Here is a 26672-nt window from a genome sequence, read left to right as displayed (position 1 = left end):
CTATTATGAACTACAAGAAACTAATACTAGCATTAGTATCCATTCTTTCTGCCGGTTTACCTCTATCGGCTCAAGAAGTTAGTCAACCGGAAAGCGACGCTCAAAAGAGCAAACGCATGGAATGGTTCGACGAAGCCAAACTCGGTATTTTTATCCATTGGGGTATCTATGCCGTCAACGGAGTCTCCGAAAGTTGGTCGTTTTTCAACAACTACCTTCCTTACGATGAATACATGAATCAAGCTCAAGGATTTACCGCCTCTAAATACGATCCAAAGAAATGGGTCGACCTCATCAAAGAGAGTGGTGCTCAATATACCGTGATCACGACCAAGCACCATGATGGTATGGCCTTGTGGAACACTAAGACATCGACTCATAATGTCGTAGAAGGCACGCCTGCCAAACGCGACCTGATTGCCCCATTCGTTAAGGAAGTACGCAAACAAGGGCTTAAGCTCGGTTTCTACTATTCGCTACTCGACTGGTCGCACAACGATTATCCCAACAAGACGCGAACAGAAACCCGTTATAGCATCAAGGAAGACCCTCAGCGTTGGAATCGCTTCGTACAATTCAACTTCGCCCAACTCAGCGAGTTGAACAAGACTTGGAAGCCCGATCTATATTGGTTCGACGGCGACTGGGAACAAAGTGCCGAATCGTGGGATTCCAAGGGAATCATCAACTTGTTGCGCTCGACCAATCCGAAGGTGATTGTAAACTCACGCATACAAGGCTATGGTGATTACGCCACACCTGAACAAGGCGTACCGGTGGTTCGTCCGAAAGATAGTCACTGGGAACTTTGCATGACCATGAACGACTCTTGGGGCTACCAACATGCCGACACCAATTACAAATCGCCGTTCATCCTCCTTCGTACCTTCGTTGACTGTCTCAGCATGGGCGGTAACCTCCTAATGGATATCGGCCCGAAAGAAGACGGCACGATTGCCGACGAACAAGTGGCCATCTTGAAAGAATTCGGTCGCTGGACTAAAAAGCATAAGGAAGCGATCTACAATACTCGCGCCGGCATCCCGAACGAACATTTCCAAGGCTATACCACCCTGAACAAAGCCGGTGATGTGCTTTACCTTTATTTGCCTTACAAGCCTAACGGACCAATCGAAGTCAAAGGGTTGGTGAATAAGATTAACCGTGTATGGGTGGTTGGTAACGGCACCATTCTCCCTTACAAGATCTACAACAAGAACTATTGGAGTGCCGTGCCCGGCAACCTCTATATCGATGTGCCCGAACGCGTGCTCGACGAGCAGATCACCGTCTTAGCCATCCTACTCGACGGTCCGATCAAGCTTTACCGTGGCGAAGGACAAATCATTTCAAGCAACTAATTTAATTCAATAACATGAAACGACCAATCTATTTACTTACAGCCCTACTCCTATGGGCTATTTTACCGGCTCACGCGCAAAACAATCTGTTTGCGAAATATGCCGAGCGCCTGACTTTACCTAAGAACTATGTGTGTTATCGCACCACAGACAAGATGAAGATCGACGGTCAGCTGAACGAGAAAGCTTGGCAGAAAGCCGCCAATACCGATTCGTTTGTCGATATCAGCGGCGCAGGTTTTGCCCAGCCGAAGTTCGATACTAAAGTTAAAATGTTATGGGACGACAATTATCTATACGTCGGCGCAACGTTGGCAGAGAGCGATATCAAAGCTCGTCTGACTCAACGCGATACGATCATCTACCATGACAACGACTTCGAAGTGTTTCTTGATCCGGATGGTGACGGACACAACTACTTCGAGATCGAGAACAACGCTCGTGGCGTGATCTTCGACTTGATGCTCGATAAAACCTACCGTTGTGGCGGTAACTTTATGATCCAATGGGACTGCCCGGGATTGATCCTTAAAGTACACCACCAAGGTACCTTGAACAAACCCGGCGATCAAGACAAAGCGTGGACCGTTGAGATGGCAATTCCACATAAAGCCTTAACTGTTAACTTCAACAACCCATTGAAAGCCGGTAACACTTGGCGTGTGAACTTCTCACGCGTACAGTGGTTGAAAGCGAAAGGCCCTGAAGAAAACTGGGTATGGACACCAACCGGAAAGATCGACATGCACATGCCCGAACGTTGGGGATTCGTTTATTTCTCGGCTAACACTGTAGGTGGTGCAACCGATACCTTCTCTTATCCTTACCACATGGGAGCTTACAAACTTGCATGGGCGATGTTCTACGCACAACAAGACTATTACGCTAAAGAACGCAACTATATCCGTGCTAAAGAAAACTTCTTCTTAACCGATGCTGAATTGAAAGGCTTGCCCGAACACGCTGAGGTAAACGTTGAAGCCACTGCAAACACCTTCCTCGTATCGGTTTCCGTTCCTCAACAGAACGTTCGCTACGTCATCGACAACGAAGGTCGTTTCTCTGTCGTTAAGATCGCTCCACGATTCGTAAAGAACTGGGTATGGACTCGTATTGATAAGAACAAAAGCCCTGAAAGCTACAAGAAATGGTTTACCCTATTGAAAGAGTGCGGCATTAGCGCTGTTCTTTTTGAAGGTTACGAAGAGTCACTCTTCAAGATGTGTAAAGAAGCAGGCTTAGAAGCACACTACTGGAAGTGGACCATGAACCGCAGAGAACTGTTGAACGTACACCCTGACTGGTATGCGGTGAATCGCAAAGGAGAATCCGGTTACGACAAACCGGCTTACGTAGACTACTACCGTTTCCTTTGTCCAAACCACGAAGGAGTAGCCGATTATCTGGCACAAGACTATGTGAAAGAAGCCAACCTTCCTTATGTAGACGGCGTTCATCTCGACTATGTTCGTTTCCCGGACGTTGTCCTTCCGGTCAGCTTATGGAAGAACTATAACATCGAACAAACCTCTGAACTTCCTCAATACGACTATTGCTATTGCGACGTGTGTCGTGCGAAGTTCAAAGCACAAACCGGTAAAGATCCGTTAGAAATCAAATTCCCAATGGAAGATCAGTCGTGGATCAACTTCCGCCTAGACGCCATCACTCATGTCGTAGATCACATCACCAAGGCCATCAAAGCCGATGGAAAATCGATCTCTGCAGCCGTCTTCCCCGGTCCTTCAATGGCTCGTAAGATGGTACGCCAAGATTGGGGCAACTGGCATCTAGATGCTTACTTCCCAATGATCTACAACGGATTCTACTACGAAGGTCCGGAATGGATCGGCCGTTCAGTGAAAGAAAGCGTACAGACCGTTAACGGTAAAGCTAAGATCTATGCCGGCTTGATGTTCCCGGATATCAAGAAAGACTTCGAGAAAGCCTTAGACGAAGCTTACGACAATGGCGCATCGGGCGTCTCTTTCTTCGACGGACCAAGCGAAGAATACTTGTATAAGTTGAAAGACTATCTTCAAAAAAGAGGTTATCAAGTCGCTAAATAAACCATTCGTCAGAAATTATTCATCAGAAATTATTCGTTAGACACCATTCATCAGATGAAAAAAAGGTTAATCAGTCTTCTATTTATAGGGTTAGGGTTAGCTGTCGCAACAACGGCAGCTAACAAACACCAGAAGCTATCGGCAAAAGGCGATTGCACCCTCACGGTATTCGACAAGGCAAACGTTCGCTTTGTACCGAAAACCTATACGGGAGGTTACTCTAAGGCAGATAGTTCAGGCATCATCCACTTAACGAACGGACGAATCATCCTCAAGAAAATCACCCTACCGAAGTACCAACGCAACGTATCGGTCAAGCTTAAGCTAACCGTTTGTTCGAATGGCGACCGTTGGGACAAGTCAGGCTCTTGTTTCGTTCTTCCTAAGTCGTCCGCCATCAATCTGCTGAACATCGCCCAAGGAACCTCTACTTTCCCGGCGATCGACAGTTTAAAGTTGGAAAACATGATCGGCATCGTTCCGGGGAAAGGCTATCAGCCCACCGTCGAACTGATGCGCTTCATGACCCCTTTTGGCGTGGGTCACTACAGTCAGAACGATGATAAGCTGACCGCCAAACGTCGTCCGGTCTACATCCCTAAATGGGAAAAAGAAGTCTCTTGGGAACAAGACATCACCGATCTTTATTCGTTGTTGGAAGAAGAAGCATATGTCGGCGTGTTCATCGACACCTGGACGCCGGAAGGCTATATGGCCACCCTTCAGCTCGACCTTAAAGAGAGCCGATTGGAGTGTGACAAGCTCGTTAAGCGTCATGTTGAACCGTTGATGAATACGGTTTACTACATCGGACAAAGCTATCCCGATATCTTTGCGAGAAAGAGCGTCACCGCTCCATTCACCCTTCCGAAAGGTGCTAAAAATGTTCGTTTGAAATACATCGTCACCGGTCATGGTGGTCATAGCGGTGGAGACGAGTTTGTACCTCGCCGTAACATCCTGTCGATCGACCAAAAAGAGATCTACAACTTCACCCCTTGGCGCGACGACTGTGCTTCATTCAGAAGATTCAACCCGGCTACCGGAGTATGGCTCATCAAACGCTTAGCGTCGTACATCGGTGACGATGGCTACACCGAGAAGGAAGTGGAAGAACCGTTGGCATCGTCCGACCTCTCCCGCTCGAACTGGTGTCCCGGATCGGATGTTGTTCCCGAAGAGATCAAGCTAGATCACCTGACACCGGGACAGCACACCTTTACGGTAAGCATTCCGGAAGCTCAGGAAATCGATAAGGAAAAGTTGAACCACTGGCTGGTTTCGGCTTATCTGGTTTGGGAAGAGTAAGGAATAAGAAGGAAGTTAAGATACCAGACTTTCATTTTTCACCCACTTTGCAGATTGATTGAACTGCAAAGTGGGTGAATTCTTTTATGGGGAGTCGATCTATAAAAGGACTTAAGTTATTGCATACCTCCCAAATGTATTAAAGTTGACCACCTACGCCCTTAAACTTCTCTATAAACAAAGTCAGTTTCTCAAAGACACTATGTTTTTTTGTCAAATACAGAGGATTCAGAGGGCTCATTTTAGGCAAGATAGCATTAAGTTCAACCCCATTCTCACTAGCAAACTCACGCTTCAAAGAAACAGTGATATAACGCCTTGCTTCTTCCTCATTTAAATTCTCTTCCTTGATCAATTCAGCAGCCTCAATTTTCTGTTTTCCCTGTGCATATTCAAAGAAAGAATCCATCAAATCGGCTTTATCTAAGATCGCATTAAAATCCGTCTCATTAATAAAGTCCACCACTAAACTCTCTTTGGCCCTATTGCCAATACTAGCACGAATCACTCTACGAGCTTCTTCTATCAATGAAGCTTTGTCTTTTTTCTTCTTGTTATGCTCAAAAATTAATTCGAGAATATAATCAAGGTTTATTTCCTGCGACTTGAGCAAGTCAATTTCAAAAACAACATCATCCCAATCGACAGTCGATTTCTCCGCCCCTTTACCATCTCGCTCACGTCTTAACCAATCACGAATATCATTATACACAGAACGATAATTTTGGTTAGCGCGATCAGTCAGCACTTCTACATCCTGCATGGCAGCAAATTCCTCATCCGTCAAGAAATAAATCCTTTTAAAAGCCTCAACAGCTTGCGGGTCATCGCTATCAATGGTTTGAAGTGCCTTCAGCTTAGTAAATTCATCGTAATTCTGCAAAACATTTTCTATGCGCAAATACTCTCCAAAAAGTTTTGAAAACGCTTTCTTATCCTTCTCCGTAGCAATGGCATCCGGGTCTGGAAATTTCTCATTTAACTCCTTGACCACCTCAACATAACCTCTACGAGCTACTCCTGTAGCAACATCAATAAAGCCGTCTAAGTATTCCTTATAACTATTTTCAAGCACAACGTTCTTCGTATTTTTATCGCCAAAGATCGTAATCGCTTCAACCGTAGCACTTTCCAAATCCCTGAACGTAATAATATTACCAAAGGTTTTTGTCGCATCATAAATACGGTTAGTACGTGAATAAGCTTGTATCAGCCCATGATAACGCAGGTTTTTATCTACAAATAAGGTGTTGAGTGTAGGAGCATCAAATCCTGTGAGGAACATTCCCACAACAATAATCAGATCCACTTCTCTATTCTTAACTCGTTTGGCAAGATCACGATAGTAATTCTGGAACTCCTTACTATCAACCCCATAACTCGTTTTGAACATCGCATTATAATCGTTAATTGCTTTAGTCAAAAACTCTTTCGCACTACTGTCCATGGCAGAGGGTTCGAACGTTTCATCCACAATATCTCCGATGGCCTGTTGCTCTTCATTGGCCGCAAAGGAAAAAATTGTCGCAATCTTTAATGGTTTATCGCTTCCTCGTTGCAAATGGTTCAATTCGTCATAATAACATTTTGCAGCATCCACACTCGACACAGCAAACATCGCATTAAATCCGTTGTCGCTCCCTAAATTTCGATGCGTTTTTATCCGAAAACTCTGTAAGATGTACTGAGAAATCTCTTTAATACGAGCGGGATGAAGTAATGCCAATTTATTTTCAGCAGCACTCAACTTAACCTCATCTTGTTCCGATTCTATCCCCTTAAATTGAGGTCGTACATTATTATAATCCACCTTAAATTTTAAGACCTTCTCATCTCTAATGGCATCGGTAATCACATACGAGTGTAACTCCGTTCCAAACACACTTTGCGTCGTTTCTGCCCCTAGCGCATTTTCAGTGAAGATCGGTGTTCCGGTAAAACCAAACTGATAGAACCGTTTAAACTTTCTCTTTAGATTCTTTTGAGCCTCCCCAAACTGAGATCGATGCGCTTCATCAAAGATGAACACAACCTGTTTTTGGTAAATAGGCAAATCGTTCTCACTTTTCATGAGGTTATTCAGCTTCTGAATCGTTGTAACGATGATCTTATTATCATCCTTCTCGATATTCCTTTTTAAGCCCACAGTACTATTCGATCCATTCACACTATCAGGTGAGAACCGTTGATACTCTTTCATCGTTTGATAATCCAAATCTTTACGATCGACCACAAAAAACACCTTTTCAATAAAATCAAGTTGTGTAGCCAACCGAGCAGCTTTAAAACTTGTCAACGTTTTACCCGATCCGGTGGTATGCCATATATACCCCCCACCCTCAGGTTTAGACCATTTTTTCGACTGATACGAACTTTTAATCTTCCACAAGATTCTTTCCGTTGCTGCAATCTGATAAGGTCTCATCACAAGCAACGTATCACTCGTATCGAACACCGAATAAGTGAACAACACATTTAAAAGAGTCTGCTTTTGAAAAAAAGTCGCTGTAAAATCTTTAAGATCTTTAATTAGCGTATTGTTGGCTTTGGCCCAGTTCATGGTAAAGTCAAAGCTATTCTTATTACGCTCAACAGTATTTGCAAAATAACGACTATCCGTACCGTTGGAAATCACAAAAAGCTGTAGATATTTATAGAGCGAGTTATTGCTGTTAAAGCTCTCTTTTGAATAGCGATGGACCTGATTAAACGCCTCACGAATAGCGACTCCCCGTTTTTTAAGCTCCACCTGTACTAAAGGCAAACCGTTGACCAATATGGTCACATCATAACGATTGGCTTGTGTTCCTGATTGTGCAAACTGTGAAATGACTTGTACTCTATTTCGAGCAATATTATTTTTGTCCACCAAATAAATGTTCTGGATATGCCCGTCGTCAAACACAAAATCATAAATATAATGATCGTGTATCTTTCTAGTCTTTTCCACCAGGTTATCACCCGGTTTATTCAGATATTCCTCCACATAACGATTCCATTCACCATCAGTAAACGTCACATCATTAAGAATCTGCAACTGCATTCTTGCATTAGCAAGCATTTGCGCAACAGAAGTAATATTGGATAAATTTTCGTAACCTTGATTGACTAGGTCGCGAATAAACTCACGTTCAAGGGCAGATTCCGTCTGATACCCAACAGGAGCATCATGTGCAATGAAATACTTTGTGTAATCATCAAGAACAATAAAATTATTTGTTTCTGCGATAGTATTATACTGTGCCATTCTGTTTTTCTACTCTATCAGTTTAGGTATTCAGGCATCAACACTTCACGATTGAAAGAGAATACACATACATTTTGTTTTATTTAGTCGGTCTTGGTATTTTTACAATAAATTGTTCACCTGCAATATCATTTATTAATTCAATATTGGGTTGTTCTGCGATAGCCCGTCTGATACCCGACCCCAAGCCACTAAAAGGCATCGTTTTTGAAGCAAAAGCGACTAATTGATTATTTCTAATAACCGGATTCCCATACTTAATATCTTCTACAGTCAAGCTATTGGGCAATTTCCCCGGGCTTATAATTTCAACTCTATCGTCGAAAATCAATACACGAATTGGTGAATTCTTAAAATAGTCCCTATGCACTAATGCGTTCTGCACCAATTCAATTAACGCAATTTCAGATATTTCAAGTTTCCCGTTCGAATTAAAGCCTTGGCCAGATTGCAGATACTGCAGATTGGATTTAAAAAAGCTCATCGCCTCATTAAACAATTGAGGTATTGTACCCCTAAAATCAGCCGGTTTACTTCTATATTGCGTTCCAAAAAGGTCATTGCCAATAAAAGAAACAGCTTTTATTGTAAATGCAGGCTTAATGCGTTGCGGATCATTCCCAAAGAACAAAACTCCCGCTAAAGACAATTGACCATCCGGTAATATTCTTTTGGCCTTCAACGCTTGCTCATAGGTTAATCCCTTTTCCTCAAAAGTTTGTCCAAACTCTTTCTTAAAATACTCAGAAAAAGCCTCTTTATCAATATCATCAATAGACGTACCATATACCCCCATCTCGTCAGCAAGCAGATTTCCACTATGTTGGAATAATCGCATGATTTCAGCATTATCAGTCACCAAACGTTTGTTTGAACCCTGCTTAACATATATTTCCCCTTTAGCCGTTTTGTAAGGTTTGTTGATACCCTCTTGAACATGAACAACAAGGATGTTTTTCATCGCACCCTCCACATCCACTCTGATCACCTCAGTAGAGATATATACGATAGGTTTAATATTATCCGCAATTTGAGAAATCACTCTATCGTACTCCTCAATCTGTTCGGCCGACAAACCGACCAATTGGCCGGTAACATCCTTCACGCCGATCAAGACAACTCCCCCCATCGAATTAGACATTGCTACTATTTCTTGAGTGATGCTATCTTTCTGGGGAAGATCTTCTTTAAATTGCACTTTACTCGTTTCCCCGGTACTAACAATATCTAATAATTCAACGATATTCATAAATCCGCTACCTCCCATATTTTATAAATATTACGTCTGAAATCAAACGCCTCTTTTCCGCCCTCCATAATATTAATAATCTTTTTTTGAATAGATTGACAGTCAATACTTCCATTATCCAATTTGATCTCCTTGCCATCCATATATTCGCAAGCAACCAAGACTTCACTATCACCCAACACGGGTATATTGGCATTATGCGTCGCAAAGATAAATTGCATTTCCCCTTTCAGCTTTTTTATTTCCCGAATGACATCCTTGTAGATTGTTTGATTATCCAAGTCATCTTCAGGTTGATCAATGATTAATATATCATTTTCTTTCTGAGTTAAAAGAAAAAGAATCAGAGCCGAAGCCCTCTGCCCCAAAGAATGATCTTTCAGAGGTTTACCTTCAAACCGGATCGTCAACCGATTGTCGACCTTAAAAGTCAGCAAGTCGACAAGATGCTCATTGAATCTCTTCTTAAAATCGACCAATTGGCTCTCATTCAAGATATCCGTCAATCGTAAGAACTTATCCTTCCAGATATCCACAAAATCCGCATAAGCCTGAACAATAGAATCGTAAGCCGTCGATCGAATGCCCGAACCGCGGCAGAAATCTTGTAACTTAGTTAGGAACTTATCCTTCCGATCCTTATAGCCCAACTCGATAGATAATTTGGTACTACCGCTATTGATCTTCTCCACCTCCAATTGTAAGGTCGTAAATTCCTCATGCCATAAAGAATCCAATTTCACACAAGCTTCCGACAAAGAGTGTAACAGTTCCACCCTTTTACTTTCCGACTTTTCAATTTCATTCAGTTTCAATTTAGAAGTCTCCAGCTCCCGATTGATTTTAATGAAATCATCCGGATTCAATTCCGGAATATTGATTTCTCGTTTAATTTGAGCAAACTCCTCCTTTAGTGCCTCCCTTTTATCTTTCAGTTGCGTGAGTATCTGCACAAATGCCTCCTTCGAACGCTGCACATTTTTGACAATTTCATTCAGCTTATTCATTTCAAGCTTCAGGCCCTCTTGATTACGGAGCACCAATTCGGTTACCTCCTGATTCATTGCCGAAAGAGTGATCGGTTTAGACAAATAATTATTATTCTGAATAAGAGCAGTGACCTCTCCGATATAACTCTCCAAACCTACGATATATTGATTCACCTTATTGATATCCGAATCAAAGTTAGTCTGTTTCTGTAATTTGTCCGACACCCCTTTTTCCACAAACAATTTCAACTGATGCTCTGCATTATTTCTGATCGCTACAGTTTCATTTTTGAGTAAAGAAAGGTTCTCGAATTTCTTTAACGCAAAGACGATTCCATCTATCACACGTCTTTGATCATCGATCTTCTTGTTAACCACATCCAATTTAGCCCCAATGAGCTTCCTAACCAAATCACTCTCGAAATCAGCATCTTTATTCGATAAATCCTTTTGTCCAAAATAAATAGGACGTTGAAGAATGGCATCCAAAGTTATACCTTGTTGTAGAACCCCATCTTTATAAATATCCTCTTTCTGGCCGTAAATCTTCTCCACTCGATACAAAGCCCCGTGCCGATTGATCAGCTCAATAACGACCTTACCGCCACTCTTTAATATATACTGAATTAAATCCTTCTTATACCCCACATCTATAGCCTGAGAGCCTAGAGGAATATTCAGTGCATCCCGTAGTATCTCCAAAATAGACGATTTCCCACTACCACGAATACCTATCAAGCTATTCAATTCAGGAGAGAAGAAGATCGACTTGCCATTCAACAATCCCCCTTGAAAAGAGATCGATTTGATCCAAGAATTATGTATCAGAGGTTTTTCCTTCCCGACACGGTGTTTATGATCGAGCAAAGCATATTGTAAAGCCTCAAAATTGAAATCCCCTATTTTGAGATAAGTCACCCTTCCGTTTCCGATACCTTCGATGCCTTTATCCGCATTATCCGAACCTTCCACACAAGCGATCTCTCTACCGGCTAATTCGCATAACGTTTTATAGTTGTCCCAATTACCGCTTTTTTGTATAGCCAGCACTTTCTGAAAAGCCTCTTGTTGAACAAAATCTTCCCGGGTACGTCCCTTTAAGACCACATTCAATCCGTTAGTTGTATCCACATGAGCCAGAACGATAAAATAGTTATATCCTATTTTATCCAACTTCTCCACGGTTGTAGCCAAATCGAAAGAAGAGTTAGGGTAAGGAGGAATATCAAAGTTAGGAATACCATAAAAAGCAGTACGCAGGAAATCATTAATCGAATCACTCTCCCCTTTATACCAAGCTTCATCAAAGACGATAAGGATATGAAGTCCATTGTTTAAAGAGAACTCCACTCCCGGGAATAAACCAATCCCTTTATTATTGGCATCCCTTTTCAGCGCAACGAATTCACCTTTGTTAAATTTATTATGATTGGTTATTACTCCAACACGAATGTCTTTTTCCACAAGTTTATCGACATACGCTCTTGTAAAATCATTTTCATCGCCACAATACGGAAACGCCTTATCAGCCTTCGTGTGCAAATGAAAATCAGCACGAAGCCAAGTCGTGCCATTCTGGAATAATGTACTTCTATCCATAATCTTACTAATCTACTTTTCGGTTATCTCACTGAAATTCTCTCCCAGAAGGAGGATTTACAAAAATATAAATTAAAATTCAATTTCAGCGCAATTTCCTCGTGTTTAGTCAACAACTTTCCGGTATCGGTTACAGTATAAGTAAGAAGTCGGCGATTACGATTCTTTCCAATAATTATTATCGACAAGATGGTTGAGTAGAAATTTCACTATTTTTTTCTCTGGCTCAGTAGGCTCTGGTATTGCTTCATAAGACAACGTAGAATGACTTGTAAACTGAATTATCCTATTGTAATAAGTTAGTTTATCATCTGGAAGTAGATCCGACCACTGGGGATACCCTAAAAAATTTGCTGTTTTTTCGTATAGATTCCGTAAAAGCATAAAATGATACTTTTCAATACTATTCGTTTCAATAGCTTCTTCAATGACTTGTTTAATATAGAGATGATAGGAGAAACTTTTGTTCGAATCACCAATTTTTCCTTGAAGATTGAAAGTGCCATCCTCCTGTTTACTCAGCATATAACAAAACTCTTTCCCCTTCTTATTCTTAGATTTTAAATTAAGCTCATTGTATAGCACATTATAAAAAAGCGGATTATGCGTTGTAACAATGAACTTTAAACTTGATTTACTTAATTTTATTAATTCCGCGACATTTACTGCTAACTCAATTAAATGATTATCATCTAATGAACTTACAGGGTCGTCAATAAAAACATATTCCAACTCATCAAACTGATTAGTTTCGCGCTCATCCTGTTCATTATTTAAAACTTCAACAACTTCTTTTAATAGGCTGTAAAACACACACCAGATTAAACAACTTTCTTCTCCCTTCGAGATCTTTATATTTTCAATGTTCTCTTCATTGCCACTTTGAATAGAAAAAGTTATTTCATTATCATTTGTGTTGATATGTGGCATTAGTTTATCATTGGTATAGTGTTGAAAGTTTGCCACAATGTGTCCATCTTGACCTTGATCTTCAATAATCCACTTAGTAAAACCATTAGGCTGTATTTTTAGTTTTCGATTTGAGCCTGAACCTAAATCATTATCCCAATAAAATAGATCTTCAGTGAAAGCATTATAATAAATTATTTTGCCTGTTGAATTTTGATCATCTGGTTCATGTGATTCATTTTCTTTTGGTGCTACTAATTCTTTAAATTCACGAGATAATCTTGTCTTTCCTATGCCATTAAATGCATAGATTAATTGAACTGTTTCACAAGACCCTCTTAGAGTTTGTGCTATTTCTGTTAATGTCTGTCCCATATTATAGATTTAAACTGTCCTTAGGAAATGTGAGCAATCTCTCCCGATAATACTCATATTGCTTTTGACGTAATTCGATCTCTTTGGGAAGACCTTCACTGATAGAAGTGGTGAGGGTATCGAATTTATCAAGGATTGAAACTATGCGCTTTTGCTCTTCGAGTGATTTCTTTGTATCGTTTGGATATGGAACGGGGATTTTTGTTTTCTTTAAATTGTCATTATAAAGCCGTTGAATAGTACCACCTTCAGCAATTTCCCATTTCGCAATCTGATAGCAATAAAATAAGTACTTATTCAAAATATGTTTCTCATCGTTTTCAATCCACACAATATTACTATCCTGAAAATATGCATCTATACCATTAAAAATAACAGCTCTGCCAATTGTTCCACTTGCAGAAATCAACACATCTCCTATTCTAGGATAGTTGTATCTTGCTTTATATTCGTCGAACAATTCTTTTGAAATATAGGCATCTGGATCTTTACCGAAAGTACCAATCTTATAAAAAGGAATCTCACCAACATAAGAAGTTTGTTCTTTAAGAATACGCTTACACATCCGAACTTCTCCTATCTCTCCCAATGGCTTCAACTCAACTTCATTCTTTTCACAATTTAGCAACTGATCTCGATAGTAGTTATACTGCTTATTACGAGCTGTAAGCTCTGCTGTAAGCTCTGCTGTAAGCTCTGCTGTAAGCTCTGTAAACGTGTCTAGAATACGAACAATCTCTTTTTGAATGAAGAGTGAAGGAATGGGAATAAAGAGTTTTTCTAAATCTTTTGGATATACATGTGGAACTCCAGAACCTCTTTGCAAATTATAAATCCATTCCTGATTATTTAATAAAAAATGGAAAATATATTTTGTATCAACAATGCTTAAAATAGGCTTAACCGTAAAAGCATCAGAAACAAAAATTGGTTCATTCCAATACATAATATAACCTGCATAAGCACCACTACCAGCTACAGTTATAGTTTCACCTTCTCGATTAAACTCCGAATTGTAGTAAGCAGGCTTTTGTCCACCACTAATTACAGGAATAGTACCATCTGATTTATTCTTAGCTGTAATGGTCTTTCCTCGTTTTAATTCAGCTACTTCCCCTAGCGTCTTCCACTCCACCTTAGCACCTTGCAATAATTTATCTAAATAACTCATGCTTCAATCTCCTTTAAAATAGCATCAATATCCGCACGAAGTTTATCGATCTTAGTCACCGTTTCCGAAATCTCAGCGTTCAGCTTTGTAATATCAATCACCTCCCGATTATCCTTTGCTTCCACATAAGAACTAACAGAGAGATTATAATCATTCTCAGCAATTAACTTATTATCGACAGATTTAGCAACATACTCCACATCCTCCTTGCGATCGAAGATTGTCATAATCTTCTCAATATGTTCGTCTTCAAGAATATTGTTGTTCGTTACCTTCTTGAAAAAGCCCTCACCACTAGCATCGATAAACTGGGTATTATTTTCCTTTTTGTTTTTGGAAAGCACCAAGATATTGACTGCTATCGAAGTCCCATAGAACAAGTTTGGAGCTAAAGAGATCACCGTTTCTACAAAGTTATGATCTACCAAATATTTTCTAATCTTCTGCTCAGCACCACCTCGGTAAAAGATACCCGGAAAGCAGACAATAGCCGCCCTTCCCCTACCGGATAGATAGCTTAAAGCATGCAGTACAAAGGCAAAATCAGCTTTCGACTTTGGAGCAAGCACGCCGGCAGGAGCAAAACGATCATCGTTAATCAGAGTTGGATCGTCGGAACCAATCCAGTTGACTGAATAGGGAGGGTTAGAGACAATGGCATCGAAAGGTTTGTCGTCACCAAAATGCGGATCTAAAAGCGTATTACCTAGTGCCATGTTAAACTTGTCGTAGTTGATGTTGTGTAAAAACATATTCATACGAGCAAGGTTATAGGTGGTATGATTAATTTCCTGACCAAAGAAACCTTCTTCAATGATGTGATTATCGAAGTGTTTCTTAGCTTGCAAAAGCAAGGAACCAGAACCGGCAGCAGGGTCATAAATTTTATTAACTGTGATCTGCTTATGCATGGCAAGCTGTGCAATAAGTTTGGAAACATGCTGTGGAGTAAAGAACTCACCTCCCGACTTTCCTGCATTCGCGGCATAGTTTGAGATTAAGAATTCATAAGCATCACCAAATAGATCGATTTGGTTATCCTCGAAATTTCCAAAGTTTAACTCTTCCACGCCTTTCAAGATCGCTGTCAACCGACTGTTTTTATTCTCAACCGTATTACCTAGTCGCGTACTGGTCGTATCAAAATCGGCAAACAAGCCTTTAATATCATCTTCCGACGGATAGCCACTTGCCGAGCTTTCGATAGCGTCGAAAATAGCTTTTAAGTCGGTGTTCAGATTGGAATTAGTATTGGCATTTTTGGCAATGTTAACAAAAAGCTGACTGGGATAGATAAAATACCCTTTGGTCTTAATCGCATCATCCTTGATCTCCGGAGTGATCACCTCATCCGATAAGTTGGCATAGTTGATACTAGCATCTCCTCCTTCAATGTAATTCGTAAAATTCTCGCTAATAAAACGATAGAAAAGCGTTCCTAAAACAAATTGTTTAAAATCCCAGCCATCTACAGCGCCACGCACTTCATTGGCTATCTTCCAAATCTTATTTTGCAATTCATCACGTTGATTTATACTTGTCATTTTCTTATCGTTTTATTTTTAGTTTTTAACTTTAGGTGTTCGGCTGGGTTGAAGACCACATTTGTGCATAAGACAACGAACGATACACATCGATCTAAAACGCTGTTATCCGTTTGCATTGTGATTGCTTGACCTAAATTTCTATGATTTTAATGACAAATGTAGTTATTTATTTTTTAAGCTTTCACTTTTTTAGGCAAAGCTTTCGATGATTAAAGAGCGAAGGTTCTCGATTTATGCTTATTTGCATCGTTGCAATTGCCCCTTAAAACGATACAAATAGGGTTAAAATCACACACCCATCTGATCATTAATCAGATGGGTGCGTCTTTTATAATCGTCTCCACAATTAGCGATATTGCTTCGCTTATTCTTGTTCGAGTTTAAAAGCCATCTTAGCCGAAGCCACCTTGAGTACCGACTTCATCCCAATATAGGAAGCCTTGATCTCGGCATCTTTTGGTGCTCTCAACTTAAACAGACCATTAGTATCAGTCACCGTACCCATCGTTTTACCATTAACCGTCACAGCAGCACCAATAACCGGGTTACCGGAAGCATCTTTCACAACACCTTCAATCACCATCATTTCAGCTACGCCATCGCTATCGCTAGTCCGATTACCATCGACCTTTTTGCCCCCCAAAGCGGTTGAATGATCTTTTTTCGGACCGGTGGTCAACACAATCACTCCGTTTTTGCCTTTCTCACCGTAAGTAGCAATAGCCGACTTTCCTTTTAAAACCGACATACTAGCAATCGTCGAGGCATCAATACTCTCCAAATCAGTCTCAGAGATTTCCTTACCATCTATAATGATCAAACGCTTACCCTCGGCCGACTGATCGGAGCTCGTCACCGTAACCTTACCCGAAGTCAACGTAGCCTTTATTGAGCAAACTTTTTCTTTAGAACTACAAGAAAAAGGCACCGTATATTTCGTTGTAACCGATTTTCCATCTTGCACCGCAGGAATCCAATTAGGCATCATACGAACCACTCTCAACGCTTCTTGGTCAACCTCCGGAGCAACTGAGCGAATCACAGTAGGGTTAGTCACCCGACCGTCTTTTTCAACTACAAACTGCACAATGACGCGCTTATTCTCATACTCTTTATTTTCCGGACGCTTGAAGTTAGAATGAATAAATTCCATCAAAGCCGATGACCCACCTTCGAATCGTGGCATTTCATCCGGAAGCTGAATTACAACTTTCTCTGTCCGTTTCCGTTGAACCTTTACTGTGTCTTTAACCACCGTTTCTGAGATTTTAACTTGTGGTTGTTCGATCATCTCATTTAAAGTTGTAACTTTGAGCGTTGAAAGATCGTTCAGCGTTTCCGCTACTTCCGGTCGTGCGAAAGCCGTTACGGCAATTGAAACTAAAGGAAGTACATAAAGGTACTTCAACCGTGCCCAAGGGCTGGATTTTTCTTTTGACATCATAGTGATACGTTTTTTAAGTTTACTGTGATTAAAGCTGTTGGCCATAGAGTAGAGCCTTGTGCCGACAGCTTTTTTTATTAATAATAGTTGATATTGTTTTATGTTTACGCCTTCATTAAGCACCTGCTCATCGGCCTGATACTCATGAATATTCTGAAGTTCCCGCTTTAACAACCAAGCTCCCGGATTGAACCATTGCACACAGATACAACCATCGGCCAACAAGAGGTCGAGCGAATGTCTCTTGGCAATATGAGCCTGCTCATGAATCAAGATCTCACGCCCACTCTCTTCGAAATCGGTACGCGACAAGACAATGGCCTTCATCCAGCTAAACGGAGCAATCTTTTCGTCGTGCAGATAGAGCGTTATGCCATGCTCTAATCGACGTTTCTCGCACCGTTTTAGTAGAAGCAAGATCTGCGTCAACGACCAGACGAAACGAATCACAAAGACCGCCACACCGATGAAATAGAGGAGAACTAATCCTTCGACCCATGGAAAGGCCGATTCCGTTGCCGTTGTCGCCACCTCCCCAGATGTTCCAAACAAGTCGGCCATCATCAGCAGCTCCTCGATAGTCAACACCGTCCGGTGAATCTCCGTGGGCTGAAAGAAAGAAACCTTCAGTACCGGAAGAAGCAGTGAGAGCGCTAAGACGCTCAAGAGTGCCCAACGATTGAATCGATGAAACGTGTCACGACTCAACAACCAACGATGAAACAGATAGAATGCAGAAAGACAGACTGCCGATTTTAAGACATAAGCAAAGAAAAGGCCCATAAAATTATTGATTTAAAGCATTTAACAACTCTTTTTTCATCTCTTCAACTCCCGGAAAACCGATCTTCTTATACACCACCTCACCGGAGCGATTGATGACGAGATAAGCCGGAATACCGGGGAAATCGTAGCGGGTACACAAGTCGCTCCACTGATCGCTCGTCAGCCGATAATGCACACCGTGAATCTTTGGAATAGCCAGACGCCATTGTCCTTCGGGAGAGGTCTCACCCGTCACAAAGAGATAGATCACGCCTTTGTCCTTCAACGCCTCCTTGATCGGCGCCATGCTTTGCATCGCTCGCCTACAAGGGCCGCACCATGTTGCCCAAAGATCGACCAACACCACCTTACCACGATAATCTTTCAAGAGTGCCGGCAAGAGTTCCTCACCACGCAAGGCCGAATCGAGCTGCACGACCGTCGTACTGTCGCTCAACGTGGCCAACCGCAGTTGTTCCACATTCCGTTGGTTGACTGTCAAGACGTAGTCTTTAATCGCTTGAGTCTCCACACTATCGAGGGTGAGCCATTGCGCGTTGGTCAGCGGCTTGATCTGTGAAACCGAGCGACCGATTGTTCGGATGCGCTGAAAATCGTTCCACAACGCCGGTATGGGGCGTTCATCGAGCTTATGTTTCATAAAGGCTTCGGCCACCGATTTGTAATGATCACAAAACATCAGAGCCGGAGAAGAGAGCGAATCGAGCTTCAACAGATCGTCGTAATAACCTTCGGGAGTCGTCAGATCGCCCCGCTTCTGCCCTCGTTGTATAGGCGAATAGCCAATGATATATTTCGCGGAATAGATACCTGAAAAGGTGGTTGCACTCAGATCGAGCAACATCAGTTGGCGGAACGGATCGCTAATCTTTCGATCTTTCAGCAACCGTTTTCTAGTCTTGGCATAATAACTCAAGAACGCCTTCTTCAAGTCCACCGTCGACATCACGCCAATATTGCTCACCTCATCCAATAAGTTGAAATGATAACCTGCTTGATTCAACTCCGTGTTCAACTGCGCATAATCGCCTTTAAACCAAACCTTCCGCTGTTTATCCATCTCTTTCTTAAACAGATGCGTCTGCGCCAAAGTCAGCGAGGACCAGTCGACCGCCACCTCTACCTTTCCACCGGGCACCAGAAAAACACGCAAAACACTATTACCCAGTTTAAACTGCTTGATGCCGGGGGTCATCAGATCGATATCGACCGAGAAAGAACCGTCCGAAGCCACCGAGATGGGTTGAGGAGCAAACCGCCAACACACCCAATCGCTCATGACATACCCTACCGTTATCGGAGTAGAGCCTCGCGGCAAACCAAAGATGCGCCCTCTGAATTGGGCTTTTCCAAATTGAGTCACGGCAGCAGGCAACGGACGAGAGCGATCATCCGGAGTCGTCGTCCACTCCTCAGGGACCGTCACCTTAGGCCAATAACCATCCAATCGCACGCCATAAACCGCCCAACCGTCGTCCCCTCCTTCCGAAAAGTTCATCTTAGTGGTTTGCAACGGAATCGGTTTAAAGATTAGGCAACCATTTAAACAGCCACTGGCCGGCACACGCGTATACCCCTTGGGAGCAAACCCGCTCTTTGAGAGCAATGGAAAAAGACGCCCGTCCGCTTCGATTGTGGCAGACGATAGGATGTCCACTTCATGACCGGGCTCACCGTAAATCTGAACGTGAAGCACCGTAGAATCGGGATAAAGCGTTACCCGACCAATCTCTAGTCGGTTATTGTTACGAGATTCGAAATAAGGCGAATTGACGACTTTCTTATTCTTGCCGAATCCTGCTATAGCCAACATTAGGAAAGTCATCAGAATTAAACAGTTTTTCATCATAGGTCGTTTTTTCATTAGATTTTCATCGGATTTACCATTCGAGTTTACTATTCGAGTTCACCATTCGAGTTTGCCATTCGTTATTGAACGGAGACGGCATTCGCTATTGGACGGTGGTGGTGTTCGTTATTGAACGGAGATGCCGTTCGTCACTATCATCTCGGTCATCACGACTCCGACTGCTCCACCTCTTCGATCAGCTTCTTCAAGTCGCTCAAAGAGATTTGCTCCTCTTTGACCAACGACGAAACCGCGCTTAAATAAGAGTTATTAAAATACTTGCTAATGACCCCCTTCAGAGTCACTTTACGAAAGTCGTCTTCGGTCACCGTGGCATAATAGCGATAGGTCTTGCCAAAGTTCTCGTGTGAAATAAATTTCTTTTCTTCTAGCCCCCTCACGATGGTAGACAAGGTATTAAAATGCGGCTTAGGATCATCGTAGAAATCAACAATTTCCCTCACGAACAAAGGCCCTTTCTCCCAAAAAAAGCCCATAATTTCTTCTTCTTTCTGCGTTAATTTCTTCATATCAATAAGTTTATGCCACAAATAACTAGAATTTATAGTTTATAAACTAACTTTTATAGTTAAAAAACTAAAAAGAATAGTTCTATGACTATAAAAAATAGTTTAACAATATTCAAAGTTACAGCATTGGAAACATAAAGTCAAATTTTTTACTCAGAAAATAAGCGATCCAGAATAAAAAAGCAGGAATAACGCTCGACCGATTCCCTCGTAAATGATGAACAGATAGCAATGACCCGCAAAAGCGAGGAAACGCCCGACAAAAACGCGACCATGCGCTACTAGAATCTGGCAATGCGGGGCTGAATTAGGACAATGCGATACAAAAACACGACAGTGCACCACGGGATTGCGACAGTGCGGCACGAAAATAAATTGCCAACATCTACTAACCAATGAGACACCACCAACAAAACATTAGTAACAAGATTTCGCCGACAAAACTTAACTGACGAAACTTCAGCGACAAAGCCTCGCCAATAGAGTATCACTCTTTCAAGAAACAGCTCATCAGAGCCTTGTAGCAGGAAATTACAAACAAAAATCGACCGATTGTACTAAACAAATAACACAATCGGTCGATCAACAATGGATTAAACCGTCAGCTAACCCATTCAATTACAAACTTAGTTTCAAGTTTAAACCACGTAAGGCAAATAATCGCTATACCCTTCAGCAGTGCCACCACCAAAAAGTTTGCGCGTTTGAAGATTTTCATTCACAGGATACCCATTCTTCACTCGTTCAGGATAATCCGGATTGGAAATAAATTTCCGGCCAAACCCGATCAGGTCAACCCAGCCATCTGCTATGAGATCCGAACCCTCATGAGGCGTTTTATTACCTGTCGCAATAATAGTTCCTCGGAATAATGTTCGAAGATGCCGACGGAAATCTATCGGTATCTGAGGCGCATCATCCCAATCGGCTTCACAAAGATGAAGATAAGCCACTCCTAGTCGATCTAACTCGGCAGCTGCCAACATGATCGTATCCAAAATATCAGGATCATCCATATCCTTGAATCGAATATAAGGTGACAGACGCACGCCCACACGTTCGGCACCAACGGCTTCAACAACCGCAGTCGTGACCTCTGTAAGAAAACGTAAACGACGCTCTGCCGAACCTCCATATTCATCGGTCCTCCGATTACAGTTAGAGCGCAGAAACTGATCGATGAGATAGCCATTTGCGCCATGAATTTCAACGCCATCAAATCCGGCCTCGATAGCTTGTTGTGCCGCTAGTGCAAAATCCTTAACCGTCCGACGGATATCATCTAAAGTCATCTCACGAGGCTGGTCGACCGGCACGAAGATTGCATCACCTCCGGGCGCTCCATCGAAAACATAAACACTCGTATCCTTGGCCGATATTGACGAAGGCGCAAGCGGAACCAAACCGTTCACCTTTGCACTGGAAACACGCCCCACATGCCACAACTGGAGAACGATATGCCCTCCGGCTTCATGTACCGCCTTGGTTACCTGCTTCCATCCTTCCACCTGTTCAGGAGAATAGATACCCGGCGTACGGGCATATCCTTGTCCCTGAAGAGAGATCTGAGTCGCTTCGGAAATAATCAGTCCCGCCGAAGCTCGCTGAGTATAATACAAGGCCATCAATTCGTTTGGCACACCTCCCGGATCGGTACTCCGCGAGCGAGTCATAGGTGCCATTACAAAACGATTTTTCAACTGAGCCCTCATTAAAGAATAAGGCTCAAACAAATGAGATACAGATGGCATCATTTAGTCCTCCTCCCCCATTGATCGATCGATAGACGATTGTGTTCGACATAAAACAAAAGCACAAACAGCATCAAAGCATACAGCATCTGACCGCCAGCCATATCCCACTTTTCAATTAGGCAAGATCCCCAGATTAGTGCACAAATCAGCAGTGCCGCTCCCGACAAGGCCTGTTTGGTAAACCAACCTAAAATCATCAATAGTCCTACAGAGAATTCCAAAACCGGCAATGCCGTCGCAAAAGCCGAAACCAGAGAAGTTGGGAGTAAAGAACCATTAAACAGTTCAACCATCCAATCTCTAAACCCACCGATCTTTGGCAAACGTACCAAACCGTGTCCAAAGAAATTCACACCTACCGTCAGCCGAAGTAAAAAGTAGGCCCATTGCTTAGTCGTAATATCTTTCATCTTTTCCTCCTTTTTTAGTTAGACCTTAATACCAACTCACCAGTTCCTCCATCGGGCGACGAGTTTTTTCTCCCGGATCACTCTTACGATAACCAAAAGCCACCATATAAGCGATGCCATATTGAGAGAAATCGATTCCAAGTTCCTCCGCTAGGATCGCTTCGGATGTAGCCGAATGAAATCCCTCAATCGGGCAAGAGTCAATTCCAATAAGTGCCGCAGCAGTCATCATGTTCCCTAAAGCAATATAACTCTGTTTAGCCGCCCAATCGAACAATGCCCGGTCGTTAGTTAACTGAAAATCCTCCTTCTGAAACGTTTCAAAGAATCCGATTCTAGCCTTAATGCCCTCTTCGGGAAGTTTCTGAACCCGTCTCATGAAATCCTCAACATATGGAGCATCAAAACGGATCAAAGGAGCCTTCATCGACAGACAGACCACAAAGTGACTGGCTGTTTCCAATTTAAGTGTGGCTCCCCATGCCCGCTCTTTGAGTCGTTCACGTAGTTCCGGCTTCTGAATCACTAAAAAATGCCAAGGCTCAAGTCCCAAGGAACTTGGGGAGAGGCGTCCCGTTTCTAAAATGAAACGAAAATCATCATCAGAGATCTGTTTCGTTGGATCGAACTCTTTACAAGCGTGACGAAACTGATAAGCAGCCAATATTTCTTCTTTTCTCATACTTTTGTTTTTTTTTAATTATTATACTTCGATTCCGTTTCATCGATCGGTGTGTGAGGATCATCTTTAATCATTCGGGCAATCTCGTCTTTACGCATAAAGACTACCCCTGAATGCTGCTTAGCGTACTCGATAAACTCACTGATCACCTGCACCATGGCCGGTGTACCACCAATACGATCGTGTAAACTAACGGACATCATCCGTCGTTTGTTCTGTCCCTCGAGATAAAGTTGGTCGAACTCGGCTTTAAGTTGTGCCAAAAACTGATCGGACGACCAGTGTTTACCTTCTACACAAACAATGTCATTGTTGCGAAGAGTATACGGCATCACCACAAACTTCTTTCCGCGAACAAGGGTGATAAAAGGCTCATCACGACTCACATCGTCAATATGATAAAGGAAATCAAGATGTTGCAAGACTTTCAAGGTGTTGGTACTACGTCTGAGCCAGTTACAATTATAGCCGACAGCCCGCTGGCCGGTAATTTCACGGACAACATCGACGCCTTCACGAACAAAAGCCAACTCTTCGGCATACGACTTATCCCACTGGTTGCTCCAAGAAATTCCATGTCCGGCAATTTCATGTCCGCGTTTAGCGATCTCACGAGCTAAATCGGGGTATCGACGAGCAGCATCACCAACCACATGGGAAGTCACCTTGATGCCATAACGATCCCACAAGTCGAGCATCCGACCAATCCCCTCGTTGGCTCCATAGCGAAACCAACTCTCAGCCGGCAAATCGGGAGTTCCCTTAGGTAATGGACTCCCCGAAAAAGGACTCTCTGCTCCCTCCGGCTGACCGCCGGTTTCAAACTGCATAGAAAAACTGATCACTAAGTTGGCGCCGTTGGGCCATTGTTTATTGGCAACTTCTTCTTTCGACCACATCTTTTGCGGCATTATGGCAACCACACAAAAGAGAAAAACAACTAATAATTTTGATTTCATATTCTTACTTTTTTATTGAGGCAAAGATATCCTCATTACAAAAAGGAATTTAGGTATAATTCAATGGTTTTACAGTAAATAGATACAGTACAGGTTTTAAAAAAGAGAATAAATGATAAAAAAATAAACGACAGAAAAAAGATCTCACCACAAAACATATCTTTGTCGAAAACAGTTCTCTTATAAAGAAGCGCCATGGAACGTTATAAGCAATACACCCCCTTCACCATCATTGAGTTTGAAGCTGAAGAATGGAATCATCCGGTTCACAAACATAATTATTACGAAGTAATCTTCATCTTCGAAGGTAAAGGACAACACACCATAAATGACGTCACATTCGACTATCAAGCCGGAGACGTCTTTCTGCTTTCCCCGGAAGACTATCATCAGTTCCACATCACTCAAAAGACTGGCTTTTGCTTCTTTAAATTCACCGAGTTAATTTTCAAAAAGGATAAAGCAGATTTGGGACAGAGGCATTGGATGGAGCGAATAGAGTCGATCATCACGCTACCTAATCAGATTCCGGGGCCTATAAGATTCACTCATAACGATCGAGATTTAGTGATGTCATTATATCGTATTATCATATCCGAATACCATCAACCCCGTTGTTATTCATCGGATATCATCACCGAAACGATGAATAGCCTAATCAGCATCATCGCTCGAAACTTATGCTACAGCTATCGTTCGGCCGGCATCAACCAGAGTCAGCCAAAAAATGAGATCAGTGAACTGCTGACATATATCCGACATAATGTGTATGATAGTAAGAAAGTCTCCCTGGAGGCCATCGGCAAACGCTTCGGTCTATCTAAAAACTATGTCGGCATCTTCTTTAAAAAGCACACCGGAGAGAACCTACAAAGCTATCTGATTAACTATAAGTTACTTCTAGCTGAGAATAGAATCACTCACAGCAACTTATCGCTCGAAAATATTGCACTCGATTTAGGGTTCACGGATTTGAGTCATCTGAATAAACTCTTTAAACGCAAGTTTGGCATGATGCCTGGAAAATACAGAAAGGAGAAGTTCAGCGGATTACCACTAACCTCTCCTTTCTAAACCATCGTGATCTTTTGATTTATTTTTTCCGATTCGGCCTCGTTCGACGAATAAGCTCTAAGAACTGCCCGGTCGGACAACAGTAGTTGCACCACGGACGAGGCAGAACAATCGACAACAGGAGGAAGGTTACCGCCAATACAATGACAGGTACAGAAGCTGTGGTGATCAAAAAGGCACTGAACGGCTCGATATGAGTCAGGTCGAACGAGACGCCTACCAACAAGAGCACAATGAGCAGCGCAAAAACCGTTTCACGAGCCTTAGAAAGCACCTTTTTCACCTTCAACGGCAATTTCAGTCGTCGTTTAGAGAGTTTTCCCATCACATCTTGCGCCGCACCATACGGACAGAGATAAGAACAATAGAACGCTTTCCGAGTAAACAACGGTAAGGCAATAGAGACTATGAGGATCAAGATCAACAGAAGCTGTGTACCCCATTGAATCCCGTTAGTGACCCAATTCACCATCGAGACAGTCGAAAGAAAAGTACCCAACCAGAACCCTAAAATACCAATCGTCGACAGTTGGAGGTAGAGACGATAAGGGCGGAACGTCTTCGGGAAGAAGAACTGCAACAAAGCTAGGATGAGCAGGAGTACACCCAAAATGAACTTATAATCGATGGTCAACGCCTTATCGGTCGTTACCTCTGCTCCAAGGGCTTGCTGAACAGTATAGTTAAACGTCTGAATGATGGCACCGGAACTCATCGTTGCCCCGGATATGGCATCCACGTTACGATGGATGGCTTCATCGAGAGAACATCCGTCCCAACTCTCCAACAATCCTTCGCCAACGATCCACTGAATGAAATTTTCGGATTCCTGATTAGGAAGAAGTTCAACGCCAACCACTCGCCTCTCGGGATTGATCCCAATCAACAAGGGTGTCGAAGAGGCAAAGCCCACAATACTATCGGCTGCCGGAGTACTGACCAACACCTTGCCCAGTTTATCATCACCGCACCAAACGGCCGCTTCGGAAGGAGATAGAAGAGTGTAGTTCGTGGCTTCCGGAAAGACTTGCTGAACCTCCGTCAGCGAAAATGCCTTTTCAACAGTCTGCCCCGTTTTTATCTCCTCCGAACCACGATGACGGGGTTGTCCGAAAACAATAAATGCTGAAATCACAAGGCTCATCGCCACTTTATAAAAGAAATGTAGATGGATCAGAAAACCGGAATACAATTTCGACAAAAAAGAATTCAAACGCATATTTTTCAAGATTTTAGATTTAACAGGTTTTTTCAAGAATAGTGCTATTCTTAAGGATAGAGGATACATCACAATCCATTCAATAATCATTTTAAAGCTAAAAGTACAAGAACTCTAAAATATAACCAAAGTTTCTTTTCA

At 42.3% G+C, this 26672-nt stretch carries 18 protein-coding genes; 4 read left to right on the top strand and 14 right to left on the bottom strand.

Features of this window, described 5'->3' with window-relative positions:
* Positions 1-5: 5 nt before the first annotated feature.
* From AC4PG5_RS02590 to AC4PG5_RS02580, 3 genes are read left to right on the top strand one after another with little or no spacing between them, the layout of a single operon-like run.
* Complete coding sequence (locus AC4PG5_RS02590; protein WP_492029904.1) at positions 6-1361, top strand: alpha-L-fucosidase; 1356 nt, start codon at positions 6-8, stop codon at positions 1359-1361.
* Positions 1362-1375: 14 nt separating this feature from the next.
* Positions 1376-3430, top strand: a complete 2055-nt coding sequence (locus AC4PG5_RS02585; RefSeq protein WP_492029903.1) for a sugar-binding protein — start codon at positions 1376-1378, stop codon at positions 3428-3430.
* 54 nt (positions 3431-3484) lie between these two features.
* Positions 3485-4738 (top strand): PNGase F N-terminal domain-containing protein, encoded by a 1254-nt coding sequence (locus AC4PG5_RS02580; RefSeq protein WP_492029902.1) that lies wholly within the window; start codon positions 3485-3487, stop codon positions 4736-4738.
* Between the two features lie 139 nt (positions 4739-4877).
* Here the strand turns inward: AC4PG5_RS02580 and AC4PG5_RS02575 are convergent, their stop codons facing one another.
* From AC4PG5_RS02575 to AC4PG5_RS02515, 13 genes are all read right to left on the bottom strand, one after another.
* On the bottom strand, positions 4878-7985 hold the full coding sequence (locus AC4PG5_RS02575; protein WP_492029901.1) for a type I restriction endonuclease subunit R: 3108 nt from the start codon (positions 7983-7985) through the stop codon (positions 4878-4880).
* 79 nt (positions 7986-8064) lie between these two features.
* Entirely contained in the window at positions 8065-9252 is a 1188-nt protein-coding gene (locus AC4PG5_RS02570; RefSeq protein WP_492029900.1) for an RNA/DNA-binding domain-containing protein, read from the bottom strand.
* On the bottom strand, positions 9231-11822 hold the full coding sequence (locus tag AC4PG5_RS02565; RefSeq protein ID WP_492029899.1) for a TrlF family AAA-like ATPase: 2592 nt from the start codon (positions 11820-11822) through the stop codon (positions 9231-9233). Before AC4PG5_RS02565 ends, AC4PG5_RS02570 begins: the two co-directional genes overlap by 22 nt.
* A 156-nt stretch (positions 11823-11978) precedes the next feature.
* A complete protein-coding gene (locus AC4PG5_RS02560) occupies positions 11979-13106 on the bottom strand; it encodes an AAA family ATPase (RefSeq protein ID WP_492029898.1) in 1128 nt (375 codons plus the stop codon).
* A gap of 1 nt (position 13107) precedes the next feature.
* Positions 13108-14277 (bottom strand): restriction endonuclease subunit S, encoded by a 1170-nt coding sequence (locus tag AC4PG5_RS02555; RefSeq protein WP_492029897.1) that lies wholly within the window; start codon positions 14275-14277, stop codon positions 13108-13110.
* Positions 14274-15821 (bottom strand): type I restriction-modification system subunit M, encoded by a 1548-nt coding sequence (locus AC4PG5_RS02550; RefSeq protein ID WP_492029896.1) that lies wholly within the window; start codon positions 15819-15821, stop codon positions 14274-14276. The genes AC4PG5_RS02555 and AC4PG5_RS02550 overlap by 4 nt, the downstream gene beginning before the upstream one ends.
* Positions 15822-16188: 367 nt before the next feature.
* On the bottom strand, positions 16189-18051 hold the full coding sequence (locus AC4PG5_RS02545; RefSeq protein ID WP_492029895.1) for a M56 family metallopeptidase: 1863 nt from the start codon (positions 18049-18051) through the stop codon (positions 16189-16191).
* A gap of 4 nt (positions 18052-18055) precedes the next feature.
* A complete protein-coding gene (locus AC4PG5_RS02540; RefSeq protein ID WP_492029894.1) occupies positions 18056-19903 on the bottom strand; it encodes a TlpA family protein disulfide reductase in 1848 nt (615 codons plus the stop codon).
* 167 nt (positions 19904-20070) lie between these two features.
* Positions 20071-20433: a BlaI/MecI/CopY family transcriptional regulator gene (locus AC4PG5_RS02535; RefSeq protein ID WP_492029893.1), complete on the bottom strand. Its 363-nt coding sequence runs from the start codon at positions 20431-20433 to the stop codon at positions 20071-20073.
* A gap of 638 nt (positions 20434-21071) precedes the next feature.
* Entirely contained in the window at positions 21072-22184 is a 1113-nt protein-coding gene (locus AC4PG5_RS02530; protein ID WP_492030668.1) for an alkene reductase, read from the bottom strand.
* Entirely contained in the window at positions 22184-22597 is a 414-nt protein-coding gene (locus AC4PG5_RS02525; RefSeq protein WP_492029892.1) for a DoxX family protein, read from the bottom strand. Before AC4PG5_RS02525 ends, AC4PG5_RS02530 begins: the two co-directional genes overlap by 1 nt.
* A 25-nt stretch (positions 22598-22622) precedes the next feature.
* Positions 22623-23279 (bottom strand): NAD(P)H-dependent oxidoreductase, encoded by a 657-nt coding sequence (locus AC4PG5_RS02520; RefSeq protein ID WP_492029891.1) that lies wholly within the window; start codon positions 23277-23279, stop codon positions 22623-22625.
* A gap of 14 nt (positions 23280-23293) precedes the next feature.
* Entirely contained in the window at positions 23294-24238 is a 945-nt protein-coding gene (locus tag AC4PG5_RS02515) for a polysaccharide deacetylase family protein (RefSeq protein WP_492029890.1), read from the bottom strand.
* Between the two features lie 195 nt (positions 24239-24433).
* On the opposite strand from AC4PG5_RS02515, the gene AC4PG5_RS02510 reads away from it, so the two are divergent.
* The gene (locus AC4PG5_RS02510) at positions 24434-25312 is read left to right on the top strand and encodes a helix-turn-helix domain-containing protein (protein WP_492029889.1); all 879 of its coding nucleotides are present in this window, start codon (positions 24434-24436) and stop codon (positions 25310-25312) included.
* A 19-nt stretch (positions 25313-25331) separates the two neighbouring features.
* Here AC4PG5_RS02510 and AC4PG5_RS02505 read toward each other — a convergent pair whose 3' ends face one another.
* Positions 25332-26531: a 4Fe-4S binding protein gene (locus AC4PG5_RS02505; RefSeq protein WP_492029888.1), complete on the bottom strand. Its 1200-nt coding sequence runs from the start codon at positions 26529-26531 to the stop codon at positions 25332-25334.
* Positions 26532-26672 lie beyond the last annotated feature (141 nt).

Source organism: Bacteroides sp. QWL-09 (genome assembly GCF_058683585.1).
Note: the sequence above shows the minus strand (reverse complement) of the source record. Positions and strands in the feature narration are given on the sequence as shown.

Coding starts and splice junctions, on each gene's coding strand:
- AC4PG5_RS02590 (WP_492029904.1), top strand. CDS start 6: ATGAACTACAAGAAACTAATACTAGCATTAGTATCCATTCTTTCTGCC.
- AC4PG5_RS02585 (WP_492029903.1), top strand. CDS start 1,376: ATGAAACGACCAATCTATTTACTTACAGCCCTACTCCTATGGGCTATT.
- AC4PG5_RS02580 (WP_492029902.1), top strand. CDS start 3,485: ATGAAAAAAAGGTTAATCAGTCTTCTATTTATAGGGTTAGGGTTAGCT.
- AC4PG5_RS02575 (WP_492029901.1), bottom strand. CDS start 7,985: ATGGCACAGTATAATACTATCGCAGAAACAAATAATTTTATTGTTCTT.
- AC4PG5_RS02570 (WP_492029900.1), bottom strand. CDS start 9,252: ATGGGAGGTAGCGGATTTATGAATATCGTTGAATTATTAGATATTGTT.
- AC4PG5_RS02565 (WP_492029899.1), bottom strand. CDS start 11,822: ATGGATAGAAGTACATTATTCCAGAATGGCACGACTTGGCTTCGTGCT.
- AC4PG5_RS02560 (WP_492029898.1), bottom strand. CDS start 13,106: ATGGGACAGACATTAACAGAAATAGCACAAACTCTAAGAGGGTCTTGT.
- AC4PG5_RS02555 (WP_492029897.1), bottom strand. CDS start 14,277: ATGAGTTATTTAGATAAATTATTGCAAGGTGCTAAGGTGGAGTGGAAG.
- AC4PG5_RS02550 (WP_492029896.1), bottom strand. CDS start 15,821: ATGACAAGTATAAATCAACGTGATGAATTGCAAAATAAGATTTGGAAG.
- AC4PG5_RS02545 (WP_492029895.1), bottom strand. CDS start 18,051: ATGGGCCTTTTCTTTGCTTATGTCTTAAAATCGGCAGTCTGTCTTTCT.
- AC4PG5_RS02540 (WP_492029894.1), bottom strand. CDS start 19,903: ATGATGAAAAACTGTTTAATTCTGATGACTTTCCTAATGTTGGCTATA.
- AC4PG5_RS02535 (WP_492029893.1), bottom strand. CDS start 20,433: ATGAAGAAATTAACGCAGAAAGAAGAAGAAATTATGGGCTTTTTTTGG.
- AC4PG5_RS02530 (WP_492030668.1), bottom strand. CDS start 22,184: ATGCCATCTGTATCTCATTTGTTTGAGCCTTATTCTTTAATGAGGGCT.
- AC4PG5_RS02525 (WP_492029892.1), bottom strand. CDS start 22,597: ATGAAAGATATTACGACTAAGCAATGGGCCTACTTTTTACTTCGGCTG.
- AC4PG5_RS02520 (WP_492029891.1), bottom strand. CDS start 23,279: ATGAGAAAAGAAGAAATATTGGCTGCTTATCAGTTTCGTCACGCTTGT.
- AC4PG5_RS02515 (WP_492029890.1), bottom strand. CDS start 24,238: ATGAAATCAAAATTATTAGTTGTTTTTCTCTTTTGTGTGGTTGCCATA.
- AC4PG5_RS02510 (WP_492029889.1), top strand. CDS start 24,434: ATGGAACGTTATAAGCAATACACCCCCTTCACCATCATTGAGTTTGAA.
- AC4PG5_RS02505 (WP_492029888.1), bottom strand. CDS start 26,531: ATGCGTTTGAATTCTTTTTTGTCGAAATTGTATTCCGGTTTTCTGATC.